At 59.0% G+C, this 17,955-nt stretch carries 11 protein-coding genes; 6 read left to right on the forward strand and 5 right to left on the reverse strand.

Annotation, left to right across the window (positions count from 1 at the left end; genetic code table 11):
* The first annotated feature begins 25 nt into the window (after positions 1–25).
* Together polX and ACID345_RS12325 are read left to right on the forward strand one after the other, a co-directional pair.
* Positions 26–1,780 (forward strand): DNA polymerase/3'-5' exonuclease PolX, encoded by a 1,755-nt coding sequence (gene polX, locus ACID345_RS12320; protein WP_011523191.1) that lies wholly within the window; start codon positions 26–28, stop codon positions 1,778–1,780.
* Positions 1,781–1,981: 201 nt separating this feature from the next.
* On the forward strand, positions 1,982–2,560 hold the full coding sequence (locus ACID345_RS12325; RefSeq protein ID WP_011523192.1) for a DUF4352 domain-containing protein: 579 nt from the start codon (positions 1,982–1,984) through the stop codon (positions 2,558–2,560).
* A 324-nt stretch (positions 2,561–2,884) separates the two neighbouring features.
* Here ACID345_RS12325 and ACID345_RS12330 read toward each other — a convergent pair whose 3' ends face one another.
* Together ACID345_RS12330 and ACID345_RS12335 are read right to left on the reverse strand one after the other, a co-directional pair.
* The gene (locus ACID345_RS12330; RefSeq protein ID WP_011523193.1) at positions 2,885–3,739 is read right to left on the reverse strand and encodes a hypothetical protein; all 855 of its coding nucleotides are present in this window, start codon (positions 3,737–3,739) and stop codon (positions 2,885–2,887) included.
* Positions 3,740–4,198: 459 nt separating this feature from the next.
* Positions 4,199–5,536: an inositol-3-phosphate synthase gene (locus tag ACID345_RS12335; RefSeq protein ID WP_041855670.1), complete on the reverse strand. Its 1,338-nt coding sequence runs from the start codon at positions 5,534–5,536 to the stop codon at positions 4,199–4,201.
* A 200-nt stretch (positions 5,537–5,736) separates the two neighbouring features.
* Here ACID345_RS12335 and ACID345_RS12340 point away from each other — a divergent pair, with 200 nt between their 5' ends.
* Both ACID345_RS12340 and ACID345_RS12345 read left to right on the forward strand, forming a co-directional pair.
* On the forward strand, positions 5,737–6,591 hold the full coding sequence (locus ACID345_RS12340) for an oxidoreductase (protein ID WP_041855671.1): 855 nt from the start codon (positions 5,737–5,739) through the stop codon (positions 6,589–6,591).
* Between the two features lie 57 nt (positions 6,592–6,648).
* Positions 6,649–7,713, forward strand: coding sequence for an NADH:flavin oxidoreductase/NADH oxidase (locus ACID345_RS12345; protein WP_011523196.1), 1,065 nt, complete (start codon positions 6,649–6,651; stop codon positions 7,711–7,713).
* Between the two features lie 73 nt (positions 7,714–7,786).
* On the opposite strand, the gene ACID345_RS25495 is transcribed toward ACID345_RS12345, so the two are convergent.
* Complete coding sequence (locus ACID345_RS25495; protein ID WP_011523197.1) at positions 7,787–9,997, reverse strand: serine/threonine-protein kinase; 2,211 nt, start codon at positions 9,995–9,997, stop codon at positions 7,787–7,789.
* Between the two features lie 240 nt (positions 9,998–10,237).
* Here ACID345_RS25495 and ACID345_RS12355 point away from each other — a divergent pair, with 240 nt between their 5' ends.
* Entirely contained in the window at positions 10,238–11,224 is a 987-nt protein-coding gene (locus ACID345_RS12355; RefSeq protein WP_011523198.1) for a transglutaminase-like domain-containing protein, read from the forward strand.
* A 269-nt stretch (positions 11,225–11,493) separates the two neighbouring features.
* On the opposite strand, the gene ACID345_RS25500 is transcribed toward ACID345_RS12355, so the two are convergent.
* Positions 11,494–12,336 carry an SDR family NAD(P)-dependent oxidoreductase gene (locus tag ACID345_RS25500; protein ID WP_228370643.1) on the reverse strand — a complete coding sequence of 281 codons (843 nt, stop codon included), beginning with the start codon at positions 12,334–12,336 and terminating at the stop codon, positions 11,494–11,496.
* Positions 12,337–12,989: 653 nt separating this feature from the next.
* Here ACID345_RS25500 and ACID345_RS25505 point away from each other — a divergent pair.
* A complete protein-coding gene (locus ACID345_RS25505) occupies positions 12,990–14,510 on the forward strand; it encodes an EAL domain-containing protein (RefSeq protein WP_011523200.1) in 1,521 nt (506 codons plus the stop codon).
* A gap of 32 nt (positions 14,511–14,542) precedes the next feature.
* Here the strand turns inward: ACID345_RS25505 and ACID345_RS12370 are convergent, their stop codons facing one another.
* On the reverse strand, positions 14,543–17,938 hold the full coding sequence (locus tag ACID345_RS12370) for an ATP-binding protein (protein ID WP_011523201.1): 3,396 nt from the start codon (positions 17,936–17,938) through the stop codon (positions 14,543–14,545).
* Positions 17,939–17,955: the final 17 nt, after the last annotated feature.

Below are 17,955 nucleotides of genomic sequence, written 5' to 3' on the forward strand. Positions count from 1 at the left end.
ACGCGTTCCCCTTTACAATGTCCTCGTGGAGAACCGACAGCTCGCCAACATCTTTTACGAGACCGCCGACCTCATGGAGGTCCAGGGCGACGACCCCTTCCGCATTCGCTCCTACCGCCGCGCCGCCGAAGCCCTCGAAAGTCAGCCCACCCAGATCGCCGACATCATCTCCGACGACAAAGCCGTCCTCGCCATTCCCGGCATCGGCAAAGGCATGCTGCTAAACCTCCAGGAAATTTTCCGCGAAGGCCGTCTGAAGCTCCATGCCGAGCTCCTCGAAAAATATCGCCCCTCGATGCTCGAGCTATTGAAGATTCAAGGCCTCGGCCCCAAGACCATCGCACTCATCTGGAGCGCCTTCCAGGTCAGCGACCTCGCCGGCGTCGAAACCCTCGCGCGCGAGGGCAAACTCCGCACCCTGCCCCGCTTGAGTGAAAAGACTGAGCAGAAGATTCTCAAGTCCATCGAGACCTATCGCAGCATCTCCGGCCGCTTCCTCATAGACACCGCCGACCAGACCGCCGAGAAAATGATCGCCCACCTCCGAGAGGTGAAAGGCGTGGAGAAGATCACGCCCGCCGGATCCCTACGCCGTGGCCGCGAAACCGTCGGCGATCTCGACATCCTCGTCACCGGCCCCTGCGCCAAAAACGAGCAACAGCGCGACGCCGTTATCGAGCACATCCTCAAATTTCCCGGCATCCTCGACATCCTCGTCAAGGGCGAGAACAAGGTCAGCTTCAAACTTCGCACCGGCATGCAGGTAGATGTCCGCATCCTTCCCCCCGAGTCGTTCGGTGCTGCGATGCAATACTTCACCGGCTCCAAGAACCACAACGTCACGTTGCGCCAGCGCGCTCTCAAGATGGGCTATACCCTCAACGAGTACGGTCTCGCCAAGCTCGACGACAATTCGATCGTCGCCAGCCATACCGAAGATGAGATCTACGCCAAGCTCGGCCTCGACTGCCCTCCTCCAGAAATGCGCGAGAACTGCGGCGAAATCGAACTTGCCGACAAACACGAACTCCCGTGCCTTATCGAAGAGAAAGATATCCGCGGCGACGTCCACATGCACACCGTCGAAACCGACGGACGCAACACCATCGAGGAGATGGCTCAAGCTGCGAAAGCTCGCGGCTATGAATACATCGCCATCACCGACCACTCCAAGAACCTCGCCATGGCCAACGGCCTCGATGACAGGCGCGCATTAGAGCACATCAAGCGCATCCGCCGCGCCAGCGATCAGCTCGAAGGCATCACCATCTTCGCCGGCATCGAATGCGACATCCTCGCCGACGGCGCCATGGATCTCTCCGACGAAGTCCTGGCCCAAATGGACATCGTCATCGCCAGCGTCCACTCCCATTTCTCACAGGAGCGCGCCGAGATGACCGAGCGCGTCCTCAAAGCCATCGCCAATCCGCACGTCAGCCTCCTCGGCCATCCCACCGGTCGCCTGCTCCTCCGCCGCGACGCCTACGCCCTCGACATGGACGCCGTGATGAAAGCCGCCGCCCAGCACAGAGTCGCCATGGAACTCAACGCCAGTCCCGATCGCCTCGACCTCAGCGACGTCCACCTCCGCATGGCCCGCGAGCGCGGCATCCCGTTAGTCATCAACACCGACGCCCACCACACCTCGCACTTCGATCTTCTGAAATACGGCATCCTGCAAGCCCGCCGCGCCTGGCTCACAAAGAAAAATGTGCTGAACACGCTACCGATAGAAAAGTTCAAACAAGCGCTCAAGAAAGATTGGTCTTCTGCCGCATAACCCCAAGCTCTGTCATCCTGAGCGGAGAGCGCAAAGCGCTCGCAGTCGAAGGACCCCTATCTCCTCCCAAATCTCTCCCCTCTGCGAAGCCTGCGCCGCAGTCAGCGCCACTTCCCTTTTCCAAGTACCGCGCAACATAAATCTTCTTCACTGCCTCCAATCGGCAGTATCCTTGCCCATCATCGGCGCAAAGGAGGCCCTATGCCCGAGACCAATTCCGCTACAAGCAAAGCTCAAGAGCCCGAGTACGACGCTGGTCACGTCCCCATGACCGAGGAGATGGATGACGCGAAACACCGCTTGCCACCCATGGCTCCGGTGCTGATCGCCTTGGCCGTCATCGCGCTGGTCATTGGGATTGCGGCCTATCTCTTCCGCGCTAAGCCCCTTGCGAACGGCACCATCAAAGACGTCGTGGCCGTCGAGCTCAATACCCACGACACCAGCTTCGTGGCCATCAACGTCCGACTCAACAACATCAGCAGCGACACTCTCTATATCAAGGCGATCAAAGCCGAGATCGTCACGCCCTCCGGCAGTTTTGTGGACGACGCCGCCAGCGCCACCGACTATCCGCGCTACCTCGCTGCCTACCCCGATCTCAAAAGCGCTGTCGGTGAACCCCTGAAAGTGGAAACCAAAATTGCCCCCGGCACCTCTGCGGAAGGCAGCGTTCTGGTCACGTTCCCGGTTACGAAAGAAGTTTTCGACAAGAACACCGGCCTGACCGTCACCATCATTCCCTACGACCACCCATCCATCAACATCACGAAACGATAGGCTTTGTACCAAGACGATGGGTTCTCCTATCTGGGCCACAGGCTGCGCATCAGGACGATAGCTTTGTATCAGGGCAGCGCTTCAGCGCTGCCGAACGACTCCCCAAAAAAATCAGGGGCTTCAGCCCCTGATTTTCACTGCTTCTTCGTCAACCACCGCCGCTTATGCGGCTCGTGCCCCGGCTTCACATCGTCGTACTTCAAAATACTGATCGACCCGTCCACCTCGATCATCCGCGACCGTACCGTTCCAACTCAAACAAAAAGGCACGGAAGGAAGTAGCCCCTCCGTGCCTCTGTATCTCCGTAGTAAATGCCGTTGCGGCTATTTCGAAATCGGCTGCGGCGCGCCCTTCGGTGCGCTCAGATAGCCACTGACCTTGTCCTTGTCTACGCTCATCACCACGACCTCATACAGCATCTTGTCGCGGCCGGTGTAGAACTGCATCGGCTCGAACGCGGTCCGGTCTTTCTTTTCGATGGTGCGGTCGTCGGCGATCACGTTCATCGTGAACTTGCTCTTCTTCTTGTCCGACTTCTTCAACTCGAGACTTACCGTCCCCACCGGCTGCCGCTTGTTCTTCGCCAGCGTGAACTCGTAAATGTTCCGGTCGCCTTTGTGCTTCAGGTACTCAAGATCGTCACTGTTGTGCGCGATCAACCCGCTCTGCACGTTCAAATCGCCAATCGTCGTTTCCAGCTTCTTCTTGGTCGCTTCGAGATCGGTCTTGGTGCTCGCCAAGTCGGTCTTGGTGCCGCCGAGGTCGGTTTTCACATTGCTGACCTCACCTGTCACCTGCGAAAGCTGCGCGCCCTGCTCCTGCTGCGCCTTGTTCAGCTTCTCCGCCGACCGCTCCTGTTCGCGGCTCAATTGCTGGGTCTTGCGGGCCAGCTCGTCCGCCGTCATGCCCACCTTCTGCCCCAGCGCCTGCACCGAGTCCTTCAGGTTTGCCCGCGTGCTCCTCAGCGCATCCGACGTCTCCTTCAGCGATACCTCTTGCGACGCCAGCTTCCCTTCGGCCTTTTCCAGCCGCGTATGCATGTCGAACATCAGGTAGAGCGAAACCGCCACGTACAACCCAGCTACCGCCAGCAGGATATTGCGAATAATCGGGTTCATCCCCTCCGCAGCTTCGTGCGGCACGGACGTAGGTTGTGCGCCTGGATCTTCCAGCAACATTGAAAGCACCTCGAGCTATTGGGTTAGTGCCCTTCATTGTTCCTGTATGTGAAAGCAGTGTCAATGCTCGTCTGCGACACGAAAGGTAAAGCTTCGTCCCAGAACCTTAGTTCCCCGTTCTGTCATCCTGAGCGGAGCACGCGAAGCGGGCGGAGTCGAAGGACCCCTATCGCCTACCATCACCCTTTCTCGCTGATCGTCCCGCGGCCAGCCCGCCCAATCGCTCGCACCTCCACTGCCCTCTCCTGTCATCCTTGAAGAGCGTAGCGACGAAGGATCTGCTGTTCTGCCTCGCTGCTGTTCTCCCCGCAAAAGAAAACGGCGCGACCGAAGCCGCGCCACTCTTCCGTTCTGTATCTCGGCGCGACTGAAGCCGCGCCACTCTTTCCGTTTTGTATCAGGGCGCGGCTTTAGCCGCGCCGAACCGCTCGAGGGACAACCGGGGCTTCAGCCCTGCTATCAGTCGTAATACTCCAGCCCCAAATGCGTGATCAAATCCTCGCCCTTCAGGTGCCGCAGCGTGTTCTTCAACTTCATCGACTGAATAAACAGATCATGCTCCGGATACAGCCCGTCCGGCGTCATCGGCGACTTCAAATAGAAACTCAGCCACTCCTGAATTCCAAGTGCGCGCAACGCTGACGAGCGCTTCGCCAGATCGAGGAACAGCACCAGATCAAGCACGATCGGGGCTGCCAGAATCGAGTCGCGGCACAGGAAATCGACTTTGATCTGCATCGGATACCCAAGCCATCCGAAGATATCGATGTTGTCCCAACCCTCTTTATTATCACCACGCGGCGGATAATAGTTAATCCGAACCTTGTGGAAAATATTGCCGTACAGGTCAGGATACTTCTCCGGCTGAAGAATGTGCTCCAGCACCGACAGCTTCGACTCTTCCTTCGTCTTGAACGATCCCGGATCATCCAGCACTTCGCCGTCGCGATTGCCCAGGATGTTCGTCGAATACCAGCCGCTCAGTCCCAGCATTCTCGCTTTGAAGCCCGGTGCCAGGATCGTCTTCATCAGCGTCTGCCCGGTCTTAAAGTCCTTGCCCGCGATCGGAGCATTGTTCTTCTTCGAGAGCTCCCACATCGCCGGAATATCCACCGTCAGGTTCGGCGCGCCATTCGCAAACGGCACTCCCTCCTGCAGCGCTGCGTAGGCATAGCACATCGAGGGCGCAATACTCTCATCGTTCTCGTGCATCGCCTTCTCGAGTTTCGCCACCGACTCATGTGTCGGCCCGCGCTCGATGTAAGTCTCCGTCGAACCGCACCACATCATTACCAGCCGCTCGACGCCGCTCTCTTTCTTAAAGTCGCGGATGTCCTGCCGAAGCTGCTCGGCAAGCTCCATCTTGTTCTTGCCCTTCTTCACGTTCGGGCCGTCAAGACGCTTCACATAGTTCCTATCGAAGACAGCCTTGCGCGGCTTGATCTCCGACAGCAGCGGCCTCACCTGCTCAAGCAGGCTCTTTTCCAACACGCCGGCTTTGTTCGCGGCTTCGTACATGTTGTCTTCGAAAATGTCCCAACCCGTGAAAACCAGGTCGTCGAGCTTCGCCAATGGAACGAACTCGTTAATCTTCGGCGAGCGGCCATCAGTACGCTTGCCCAGCCGCACCGTGCCCATCTGCGTCAGTGAGCCGATCGGTTTTGCCAGTCCCTTGCGGACCGCTTCCACGCCGGCCACGAAGGTCGTTGCCACGGCGCCCATGCCCGGCATCATGATGCCGAGCTTTCCAGTCGCCGGCTGAAGTTCTCCGGCGGCCTGCTTCTCTTTATCGCTCATCTATCTAGTCCGTCCCTGATATGAGTTCCAAAACTGTTAGTTTCTCACACGCGATAGGGGTTTGCGAACCCACCACCGCTGGGAAGCGCATATCCAGTGTCGAAACGCGACTTCGTACCCTTAAGCCGCACCATCGAACATTGTTTTGTGATAAGGAATCCCGCTTCCCTGCAGCTCTTTGGCGTGCTTTCATCTTCACCATGGAACAGAAAGTCGCTCTCATCACCGGCGCCTCCAGCGGTTTCGGCCTGCTCACCGCCGTTGAAATGTCTGCTGCCGGTTATCGCGTCGTCGCCACAATGCGTAATCCGGATCGCCGCTCCAAGCTCGACGAAGCATTGGCCGCCCGCAACCCATCGACACCCATCGATGTCCGCCAACTCGACATCACCGACTCCGCCGCGATCCCCCGAGTCATTGACGAAGTTGTCGCTACGCACGGCCGCATCGATGTCCTCGTCAATAACGCCGGTTTCGCCCTTGCCGGGTTCCTCGAAGACATCTCCCTCGACGAACTCCGCCGTCAATTCGATACCAATTTCTTCGGCCACGTCGCCGTTACCAAGGCCGTTCTGCCCGTCATGCGCCGCCAGCGCAGCGGCCACATCATCATGATCGGCTCCATCTCCGGACGCTGCGCCCCGCCCGTCATCGGCTCCTATGCCTCATCTAAATGGGCACTCGAAGGTTGGAGCGAAGCTCTCCGCATCGAGACCCAAGCCCTCGGCATTCAGGTCGTCATGATCGAACCCGGCTCCTACGACACCGATATCTGGACCCGCAATGCGCAGCTCGGCAGCTTCGCTCTCCATCCCGATTCCCCCAACCACGCCCGCGGCGCCCGCTTCTCCGAGCACGTACAGAAGGGCATCCACCGCGCCGATCCGCGCCAGGTCGCCCAACTAATCCTCCGCATCGCGCAAACCCCGCACCCCAAGCTTCGCTACGTCACCGGCAAAGACGCAAAAATGCAACTCATATTGAAAAACGTCCTGCCGTGGCGCCGCTATGAAAAACTTGCCGCGAAGTTTATGAAGATCGACCAGGCGGATTAACCGGGTACGCTCCGAATCGAAATCCACCTCTCCTTCATCGAATAATTTTCGACAGCCATGCACCTATTCGACCCGCTCCACATCCGCTCTCTTACGCTGAAGCACCGCGTCGTCGTTTCTCCCATGTGCCAATACAGCAGCCAGGACGGTTTCGCCAGCGACTGGCACCTCGTTCAGCTCGGACGCTTTGCCGTCGGCGGCGCTTCCCTCGTCTTCACCGAAGCCAACGCCGTCACGCCTGAGGGCCGCATCAGTCCCTCCGATCTCGGCATCTGGAAAGACGACCACATCGAGCCCCTCGCCCGCATCGTGCGATTCATCAAGCAGCAAGGCGCGTATGCCGGCACCCAACTGGCGCACGCCGGGCGCAAAGCCAGCACCGCTGAACCGTGGAACGGGGGCCGCGGCCTCACCGAAGACCAAGGCGGCTGGCAAGACGTTTACGCCCCCAGCGCCATTCCCTTCAATGACACCTATATTCAACCAGTCGCACTCGACAAGCCCGGTATCCAGCGCATCGTCGCAGCGTTCGGCGCCGCCGCGCAGCGCGCGTTACTCGCCGGTTTTGAAGTCGTAGAAATCCACGGCGCACACGGCTACCTCGCCAACGAATTCCTCTCCCCACTCTCGAACCAACGCACCGACGAATACGGCGGCTCCTTTGAAAACCGCACCCGCTTCGTGCGTGAAGTTACAGAAGCCATCCGCCGCGTCTGGCCGGAACGCCTGCCCCTCTTCATGCGTGTCTCCGCGACAGACTACGCCCCCGGGGGATGGACCATCGAGGAATCGGTCGAGCTTGCGCGCATCGTTAAACCACTGGGCGTCGATCTAATCGACACCTCTTCCGGCGGCCTTATCGGCGGCGTGCAGATCCCCGTCGGCCCCGGCTATCAAGTCAACTTCGCTGACCGCATCCGCCGCGAAGCAGGCATCCTAACCGGCGCCGTCGGCATGATCACCAGCCCCGCACAAGCCGACCAGATCGTCCGCAACGGCAACGCCGATGTAGTCTTGCTCGCCCGCGAACTGCTGCGCCACCCCAACTGGCCACTGAGCGCAGCCCGCACGCTCAACCAAAAGATCGACTGGCCCAGACAGCACATCCGCGCCGCCAACTAGTTACGTAAATGTGGGGCCCCACCCTTCCCGAAGGGAGGGTGGGTGGCAAAAAGGTAGGGAGTTTTAGCTTTTTTTAAATCGCCTTCAGCATCGCCTGGAACCTCGGCGAGCTTCGCAGCGAATCGAGGTCCGAATCGTGTTCCGCCCACGCCTTGTAGTACTCCCCAAGAGCGAGCGCTTTCTCGATGCAATCCATCGCCTTTTCCGACATGGCGAGTTTCGCGTAGCTGCAAGCCACGTTGTATAGGACCGCGGGATCGTCTGGATCGATGCTCAGCGCGCGGTTCGTCCAATCCAGCGCCCGGTCCATTTGTTTCGCATCGATCAAACCCGAAGCGCCAAGATAAAGCGCGCGCGCATCTTCCGGATGAAGCTCAACGTGCCTCTCGAACAGCTTCATGGCGCGCGCCCGGGCAGCCTTTGCTTCCAGATGCCTTTCCAACGACTCCAAAGTCTGCGCCAGCAAAATCGGCGTCTGATAATCTTCCGGATTCGCCAGCCGTGCGCGCTCGAACAGATCGGCGGCCTTCTCGAGATTTCCGCGTTGGAAGCAGAGCCGCGCAAAGAAGTAGTAAGCCTCGAAGAGCTTCGGGTTCAAGTCAGTGGCTTTCCCGAACTCCGCCTCTGCCTCTTCGTATTTCTTCACCATCTGCAGCGCCAAGCCGCGCGATACGTGGCCCTCCGCCAACTCCGGATCGAGTTCCACGGCCTTGCGGCTTGCCGCTTCGGCTTCCTTCAGATCGTCGGCGCTGCCGCCCCAATACATGTAAAGGTGAGAACAGCAGTCCGATACGCCCGCGTACGCCCTCGCATACGTCGGATCAATCACAATTGCTCGCGCGAACATCTGTCGCGCATAGTCGAAACTCTTCCGCCGGAATTGGTAGTAAAACTGTCGCCCGCGCAGGTAGTAGTCGTACGCCTGCACATCCGCTGTCGGAGCCTTTTCGATCGCCCGCTTCTCCTGCTCGGTGAGCATTAGCTTCAACGCTTTCGCAATGCTCTGCGCGATCTCGTCCTGGATCGCAAACACGTCTTCCAGTTTGCGGTCGTATCGCTCCGCCCAAACCGATCGCGCTGTCGCAGTCTCCACTAATCGCGCGGTAATGCGCAGTTGCGCGCCTGAGCGTCGAAGGCTTCCCTCCAAGACGTGCGCGGCGTTTAGCTGCTTGCCCACTTCCACCGAGGCCGCCGGTTTATCGCGGTAAGCCATCACGGCCGAGCGCGTGAGCACCCACAAGTCTTTAATCCGCGAAAGCTCCGTGATGATGTCTTCCGTAATGCCGTCGCGAAAATATTCATCGTCCTTGGTGCCGCCCGGGTTCTCGAAGTACAGCACTGCGAGCGATTTCGCTGCTTGCTCCGAAACGGCTTTGGGCTCGGCGGCCACCCGCGACGCACTTGCGCCCTTCGACTCCGTGTCCCGCTTCAACCGCCGCAGATCGCCACGAAGTTCCGCCGCCGTCTGGTAGCGAAGCTCTCTGTCCTTCTCGAGGGCTTTGCTCACAATGCGATCGAGTTCCAGCGGAACGTCCGGAATGCTTTGCGGAAGCGGCTTCGGGGAGATGTTCAGAATGTTGTTGAAGATCACCGCGGTAGTGTTCCCGCTGAAGGGAATGTTGCCGCTCGTCATCTCGTAAATCACCGCTCCGAAGGAGAACAGGTCCGTCCGTGCGTCCAGCGTTTCGCCTCGCGCCTGCTCAGGCGACATATAAGCGACGGTGCCCAACGTCGCACCCGGACTCGTTAAGTCATCTTCCGATATCGTCACGCCCAGGTCAGCTCCGGCCGCAGCACGCGAACGTATTCCACGTCCATCCAGCTTGGCCAAGCCGAAGTCCAATATCTTGGCCTGTCCGTGGTTGGTTACGAAGATGTTCGCGGGCTTGATGTCGCGATGCGTTATCCCCTTGGCGTGGGCCGCGTCGAGCGCGTCCGAGATCTGGATCCCGAGCTCAAGCATCCGATCCATTCGCATTGGGCGCCCCGCGATCAGGTGTTTGAGCGTCGCGCCTTCCATCAGTTCCATCACGATGAACGGCCGACCCTGGTGTTCCCCAATTTCGTGGATCGTGCAGATGTTCGGATGGTTCAGCGCCGCCGATGCGCGGGCCTCGCGTTGGAACCGTTCCAGCGTCCCCCGGTCGGGCGTCACATCCGCCGGCAGGAATTTCAATGCGACAAGGCGCCCCAGCTTGGAGTCCTCAGCTTTGTAAACCACACCCATCCCACCGCCGCCGAGCTCTTCCAGCACGCGGTAGTGTGCAACCGTTTCTCCAAGCATCCCGTTTCCCCCAAAGGCGATTCAGTATCAACGGAGTGGCGGGAAAGGTCAATCGTTGCGCTTCCGCACCAATGTGGGTACAAAACGTGGGTGCTCATGCGACCTTTCCGCCGTAGTATGATTTTCCTCACTGTGGGGACCCATTCTCCTCTTCGCGGCTTCACCTGACGGTAGCGCCCGACGCCCCGTGCCGGTCGTTTCATAACCACCCGCCTAGCCGAAGAAAAAGAGGAGTCTCCCATGCGCAAGCTCGCGCTCTTCCTGCTTTGCCTCGTTGTATCGCTTCCCGCTGTTTCTCAGCAGACCCGCCACTTCACCTTCCACTACGCGTTCACCGTGCGCAACATTGAGCCGGGGCAGAAGATCGAACTCTGGATGCCGCAGGCGCACTCCGATGATTTCCAGGAAGTGAAGATCCTCTCCGTTACTTCGGACCTGCCGCTGAAACCAACTCGCGATACGAAGTACGGCAACACCATGTATCACGCCGTCGCGGAGAAGGCCGACAAAGCCGAGTACAACGTGGACGTCACCTACGATGTGGTTCGCCACGAACGCATCGGTCTTCCACGCGACGGCTTGCAGCCGCATCTTCTAAAGGCCTCGCTGAAGCAGAGCCAGGAATATCTCGGCCCTGACAAACTGGTGCCCGTCACCGGCAAGCTCGCCGACATCGCCGCCGCACAGGTGCAAGGCAAAACTGCAACGCTCGACAAGGCGCGCGCGATCTACGACTACGTCTTCACCACCATGAAATACGACAAGAGCGGAACCGGGTGGGGGCGCGGAGATGCTGAGTGGGCCTGCGATTCCAAGCGGGGGAACTGCACCGATTTTCACTCGGTGTTTATTTCGATGGCGCGCTCACAGCACATTCCGGCGCGCTTTGAGATTGGATTTCCGCTGCCGAAGGACAAGCACTCGGGCGACATTGCGGGGTATCACTGCTGGGCGGAATTTTACGATTCGCAACTGGGATGGGTTCCCGTAGATATTTCAGAAGCGTGGAAAGACCAGCAAAAACGCGACTATTTCTTTGGCGCGCACGATGCGAACCGGGTGCAATTCTCGATGGGACGCGACCTTGTTTTGACGCCGAAACAGGCCGGTGATCCGCTGAATTATTTCGTTTATCCGTACGTGGAAGTGAATGGGAAGAAGTTTGAGAACGTTGCGAACCACTTTTCGTTCGAGGAGAAGACTGCGGGCGAGACGGCGCAACGGTGATTTTGGCGTCCGGAGAAACAGGGTGGTTTCAGGCAAAACTTACCGTAAAACCCGAAGTTATAAGTTGGTTAACAACTTTTTTTAAGTGCTTATTTACTGATGATTTGTGGGAGTATGCCGTTTTTTGTCAACCGTCCAGCTGCCGCGTTTTTTTCCTGGAACCGCGCCAAAAGTGATCCTGACCGCCAGAATTTTTCTTCTTCGGCGTGTTTGCCGCAAAGGTGGTACAGAAAAAGTGAGAGATTTTGTTAACTAAAGAGTAATGACCGCTATTGCTCTGAATGGACGACTTCCTCAAGCTCGCTCGTCGATGTCGAAGGCGCCAGGGTCTCGAGAGCCTTTGGTGTTGGCGTCGGCTCAAGTTTTCTTGCTCGATAGCGTCCCAGGATGATTCGGCGCAACGGATCGAGCAGTGCGGGATGGATCCGGTCGAGCCACCAGAACAGCTTCGCGTGGAATGGAAACACGACGATGCCCTGGTTCCGTTCCACGCCGCGAAGAATGCGGCGCGCGGCGTCTTCCACCGAAATCATCGGCGTGAAGAAAGAGGGCTTGTAGTCGGCGTTAATGTCGGTACGGATGCTGCCCGGACACACGACGGTGACGTTGACTCCGCTCGACTCAGCTTCCAGCCGCAGCATCCGCGAGAATGCCAGCACTCCCGCCTTGCTCGTCGCATAAGCCGCGAACAATGGAAACAGCGAGAGAGGAGACATGGACCCGATATTCACGATGTGCCCACTGCCCTGCTTCGCCATCAGCCGGTAGGCTTCGAGAGACCCGCTGACGACGCCCATCAGGTTGACGTCCACCACGCGCTGCCAGTTCGACAGGTCCGATCCCAGCGACTCTTCGTAGCGCAAGATGCCCGCGTTGTTGAAGACGTAGTCGATCTTTCCATAACGCCAGGCGACCGCTCGCAGGAACTCGGACATCGCCGCGTGGTCGGTGACATCCACGCGTACGATGCCGGGCGCGGCCTTGATGTCGGCCAGAACGACGGTCGCGCCACGAGCCTTGAGCTGTCGCCCAAGCTCCGCACCGAGACCATTCGCGCCGCCAGTGATGGCGATTATTTTTCCCGAAAATGACATTCGATTCAGTCGGCACATCGTTTTTATCATCGCAACGCGAAGATCTCAGGTGAGCTACGTCACGGGGCAATGTGCGATTGCATTTTGATTTTATGAAATTGCGCGCGAGAAGACTTTGCGCCGCAACAAACAAACACAGCATTCAGGGGCTAAAGCCCCCATCCGTTGGCGCCTTTTCGGCACGACTGAAGTCGGGCCCTGATACAAAGCGGGCTGGTCGCAGGATGGCAGATCGCATGGTGCTGGCAGAACAGCAGATCCCACGTCGGGCTCGCGCCCTCCTCTGGATGACAAGAAGGGGCAATGGTGACTTGGGCGGAGGTGGTGGGCTGGCCGCGAAGCGACAGGGGCTAAAGCCCTCGGTCCGTTGGCGCCTTTTTCGGCACGACTAAAGTCGTGCCCTGATACAAAACCCTTCGATACGAGTTTCTTAGCAGCCTGTAAGTCGGGCCCTGATACAAAGCGGGCTGGTCGCAGGATGGCAAGATCGCATGGTGCTGGCAGAACAGCAGATCCCACGTCGGGCTCACGCCCTCCTCTGGATGACAAGAGGGGGCAGTGGTGACTTGGGCGGAGGTGGTGAGGTGGCCGCGACGGATCGAGGGTTTTAGCCGCGCAGGAGCAAACCTGATACCATCTGCGCCAGCTTTAAGGATGGCTATCCCAGAGCCGTGAAAAAGTCTCCCATCACCCCAGGATCGACAGCTCTGCTCGTCGGACTTTTGGTCTTGCTGACGTCCTATTTGGCCATGGGCTCACTCGAGCGGTCGGTTGCGCGCCGGGAACTTGCGCTGCAGGCAGCCATGATGCTTCGAGGATTTCAGGACGGCTACCAGAATGCGCGCGCCGACCTGGCGAAGCTACCGTCCATGGAAGAAATGAATTGCCGCGATGGAATCAGTGACACGCTGGCGCGCCTCAATTTCGATAACCAATACGTCCGATGGTACGGAATCGCGCAAGAGGGCAAGGTGATCTGCCGTGGGCCACGGGTTGGCGTTGACTTGTCCGATGCACGCTTCCATCGCATTGATGATGAGTGGTTCCTGATCTCGACAGAGTCGCCCACGAAAGCAAGCAACTTGTTGCTGGCGCAAAAACGCGGCAACCTTTTGTATCTCGCCATGCTCGAACCCTTGCTGTTCGACTTTATGCATGAGGTGGATTGCAAAGCATGTGTGTCGTTCGAATTCCTGGTGAGCGCCCAGCCGAACGTTGAAATGGAGTCTGCTCCCGCATCCGGCCCGTCTGTAATCCATTACGTGGTGGAAAAAACGCGGCTCAACGCGCAAATGAAATTCACGCTGAATGCTACGCAGGAGTATGTGGATGCGTTCGCGTTCCCTGGGCGCGTACTGTCGATGACGATCGCTGCCGCCTTCGGTCTTGTGATCGGACTTTCGGTGTACGGGAATTTAACAAAATACACATCGACGGCGTTTCTCATCGAACAGGGCCTGAAGCGAAACGAGTTCCTTCCTTTCTATCAACCCATTATTGACAGTCGTGACGGATCGATTCTTGGGGCGGAGGCACTCGTCCGCTGGCAGCCGAAAGGCGGAAACCTTATTCCGCCCGGGCAGTTCATTCCGTTTGCCGAAGAGAACCATTTAATTGATCCCATTACCGACCAATTGGAAGAGAAGGTGCTGGACGATATCAAACAATTCGGCTGGCAAGACTCCAGTCGATTCGTCAGCATTAATGCGGTCGCGGAGCAGATAACGGACACGCCCTTTTGTGCGAACCTGCTGCGACGACTCGCAGAGAAGCGCATCCCGGCGAAGAATTTCTCAGTGGAGATTACGGAGCGGCATCAATTCCCCGATCTCGACCGCGGGCGAGCCGCGCTGCAGTCCTTGGTAGAAGCCGGTATCGAGATCAAGCTCGACGACGCAGGCACCGGATTCGGCGGCTTTTCCTACATCCAGGAATTGCCGATCACCACATTGAAGATCGACAAGATGTTCATTGATACGCTTCGGCAAGAGAAGCAGGACCCCAAACGCGCGGTTCTGCAGGCGATTATTGAGTTCGCAAAGACTGCCAATCTTCACGCAATAGCCGAGGGTGTAGAGACCAAAGAACAAGTCAGCCAGCTGAGCGCGGCCGGGGTCTTCGCCATACAAGGCTACGTGTATTCCAAGCCGATGCCGGCAGAAGAGTTCATTCGCTGGATGAACGCGCGCTAGACGCAGGGACGGCGAGACGAAGCTGCGGAGACTCAGTGCGCGGCTTGCACCGGCAGCACGATCGAGAACGACGTTCCCCGCTGATCGCCGCTGGTCAGCGAATGCACGCGAATTCGTCCGCCGTGTTTCTCCACGATCTGGCGCGTCACCCATAGGCCAAGACCGGTTCCAACCGCACCCTTGGTGGTGAAGAACGGCTCGAAAATTCGCTCGCGGAAATTCGCTTCAATTCCCTTCCCGCTATCGGCGATCGTCACGCGCACCGCACTGCCGTTCCGTATGGTGGAGATACGCACCTTGATCGCTCCACCCTCGTCGACGGCATCGAGGCTGTTCTGGAGCAGGTTGGAGAACACCTGGCGCATCTCACCGGCGACAGCTTCGGCGTGAACATCGCCGTCCCATTGCTTCTCAACGGTGACGTTCTTGGTGCGAATTCGGTTCTTCAGGAGGTCGAGCGTGGAATCCATCACGGCGTTTAACGCGATCTGGCGCGGTGCATTCGACTCGCGATAGAAGCCGAGCGCCTGGCGGGTGATGTGCGCCACGCGCCGCAGTTCGCCGTCTGCCATTTCGAGATATTCGCGGGCTGATTCCGGAAGGTCCTGTGCGTGGAGCGCGAGGAACAGCGTGTTGGTGATGGCTTCCAGCGGATTGTTGATTTCGTGCGCGATGGTCGCGGCCATGCGTCCGACGGACGCGAGCTTTTCACTGCGCAGAAGCGCGTCCTCCGCGTTTTTGCGCGGGGTGATGTCCGTAGCCGCGCCGAACCATTCGACGATCTCACCTTTGTTGTCGAGCATCGGCACCGCTCGCGAGAACGTCCAGCCGAGACTGCCGTCTGCCCGCAACATCCGATGTTCAAGCTGGAAGATCTTCTTATCGCGAATGGCTTCGTGGATGGCGCTGAGCACCGTCGGCTGATCATCGGGATGAATGTAGGTCTGCAACCAGGTCTGGGGCGGGCGCTCCACGTTCGCCAGATAGTCTCGCCCGTCGAGCTGCCGCAGCTGGCTCCAGTCGGCGCTCATGCGGTAGACGACATCGGAGGTCGCCGACACCAGCGCGCGGAAACGTCCTTCACTCTCGCGGATGCGCTGTTCGGTTTCGCGCCGGAAGGTCGACAGCCGCAGGTTGTTCTCGACCCGCGCGACCAATTCCCGTGCGCTGAACGGCTTCACCAGGTAGTCGTCGGCGCCGTGTTGCAGGCCTTCAATCTGCGCTTCTTCCCCTGCGCGCGCGGAGAGCACGATGATGGGGATCGTACTGGTGGCGCTGTTGGCACGGAGAGCCGCAAGCAGTTCGAAGCCATCCATCTCCGGCATCATCACATCGGTGAGTACGAGGTCGGGTGGGTCTTCGGTGGCCATTTCCAGAGCGCGCTTACCATTCGACGCCGCGCGGATGCGATAGCGCGACCCAAGCAGGCGCTCGATGTACTCCCGCATGTCGCGGTTGTCATCTGCCAGCAGCAACGACGGACGGCCTGCGAGAGCTGCGAGTGTGGCACCCACCTCGGCCAGTTGCGCCGCGGCTGCTTCCGCCGCTTGTGGCCCGAGCCAACTCAACGCCTCTGCTACATACGGCACGGCAATCGCGCGGGCACTCCCCGAACCGGCTTCTTCCGACACGCGGTTTGCAGGCAGATGCTCGGTGCCGTAGGGCAGGTGGATGTGAAATGTCGTTCCTTTGCCGACTTCGCTCTCAACTTCGATGGTGCCGCCGTGGGTCTTAACCAGTTCCTGCACCAGCGACAGCCCGATGCCCGATCCTTCGAAACTGCGCCCCTTCGCGCCTTCTACTCGATGGAAACGCTCGAAGACGCGCGGGAGTTCATTTGGTGGAATGCCAACGCCTGTATCGCGAACCGATACGGCAACGCCGTCGCCACCATCGCGCAGCGCGATCGTGATGCCACCTTCGAAGGTGAACTTAAATGCGTTGGAGAGCAGATTGAGGACGATCTTTTCCCACATTTCGCGGTTCACATACACGCGATGCGGGAGGGCATCAGACTCGATCTCCAAGCGCAGACCGGCCTTGTCTGTGGCGGAGCGGAACAGGGCGGTGAGTTCGGCGGTGAATGCCACCAGGTCGGTCGCCTGGAAGCTGACATTCATGCGGCCCGCTTCAATGCGCGAGAAGTCGAGCAGCGTATTCACCAGCTTCAGCAGCCGCGTGCCGTTGCGATACGCCACCTCCACGAGATGATGGTTTTCCGGACGAATTGCGCGCTCGGACTTACCCAGTAATTCTTCGAGGGGGCCCAGCATGAGCGTGAGCGGCGTGCGAAATTCGTGCGACACGTTGCTGTAGAACGTGGTCTTGGCGCGGTCTAATTCCGCTAACGCTTCGGCACGGCGACGCTCTTCGTCATAGGCGCGCGCATTGGCGATCGCCGTCGCGACATGCCCGGCGACGAGCGAGTAGAAGGTCCGATACTCGGTATCGAGTTGCCGCGTGGGATTGATGCCGGCGACGAGCACGCCAAGGGCGCGGTCTTCCGCACGCGAATTCACCGGGAGCACAATCGCTTGCTTCACGCGCTGGTCAGCAAGGCCAAGCGGAAGGTCAGGAATATCGTCGGTCGAGATAACCCGCGGAGCCCCGAGGCGGAGGACTTCGTTGATTCCCTTCGCCGCTTCGTTATCGGCGTTCGCCAGGTTCGCGTGGGAGAAGAATCGTTCGACGACACTCTCCGGAGTTCGCGCGTTCGCCTTCAGTTCGAGTTCGAGTGTCTCCGGCGAGACGATGTAGAGCAGCGAAAACGGGATGTCGTCAGGATTCTCGGCGATGGTCTGCGAGGCAGATGTGAAGGCATCTTCCACCGTCTTGGCGAGGAACGCCGAGGATGATAGCTCCGACAGGGTGCGCAACCGTCGGGCATTCAGCACGCGCGCCGTTACTTCCGCGGACGGGCAGAAGAGTCCGACGACCTTGCCGGAATCGTCGCAAATGGCGCTGTAAGAGAACGAGTAATAAGTTTCTTCGAGGAAGTCGCCGCGGTTCATGAAGAGCCGCACTTCATCTACGAAAGTCGCTTCACCGCGTTCGAAGACCTTGGCGGCGAGAGGACCGCAGATGTCCCAGATCTCCGCCCAGACTTCCGACGCTGGACGCCCTAGCGCCCAGGGATGCTTGGCGGAACTCAGCACCTGGATGTAGGCGTCGTTGTAGAGGAAGGTGGCTTCGTCGCCCCAGCCGATCCACATGGGATGTTGCGAATTCAGGATGAGGTTGACGCAGGTGCGAAGGTTCGGCGGCCATTGCGACACCGGACCCAGGGGAGTTTGCGACCAATCGTGGTCGCGCATTAGCTGCGCAAGTTCGCTATCGCCGCTGAGCACGAAAATTTTTGCGGCGTCTTCCATTTCGTTCGCTTTACTGCTGGGCAACGGCTGGGCCCGCCAATCTCGCGCGGTGCTCATTCTTTCTCCTTCAGCCC

This window comes from Candidatus Koribacter versatilis Ellin345 (assembly GCF_000014005.1).
Classification (GTDB): Bacteria; Acidobacteriota; Terriglobia; order Terriglobales; family Acidobacteriaceae; genus Korobacter; species Korobacter versatilis_A.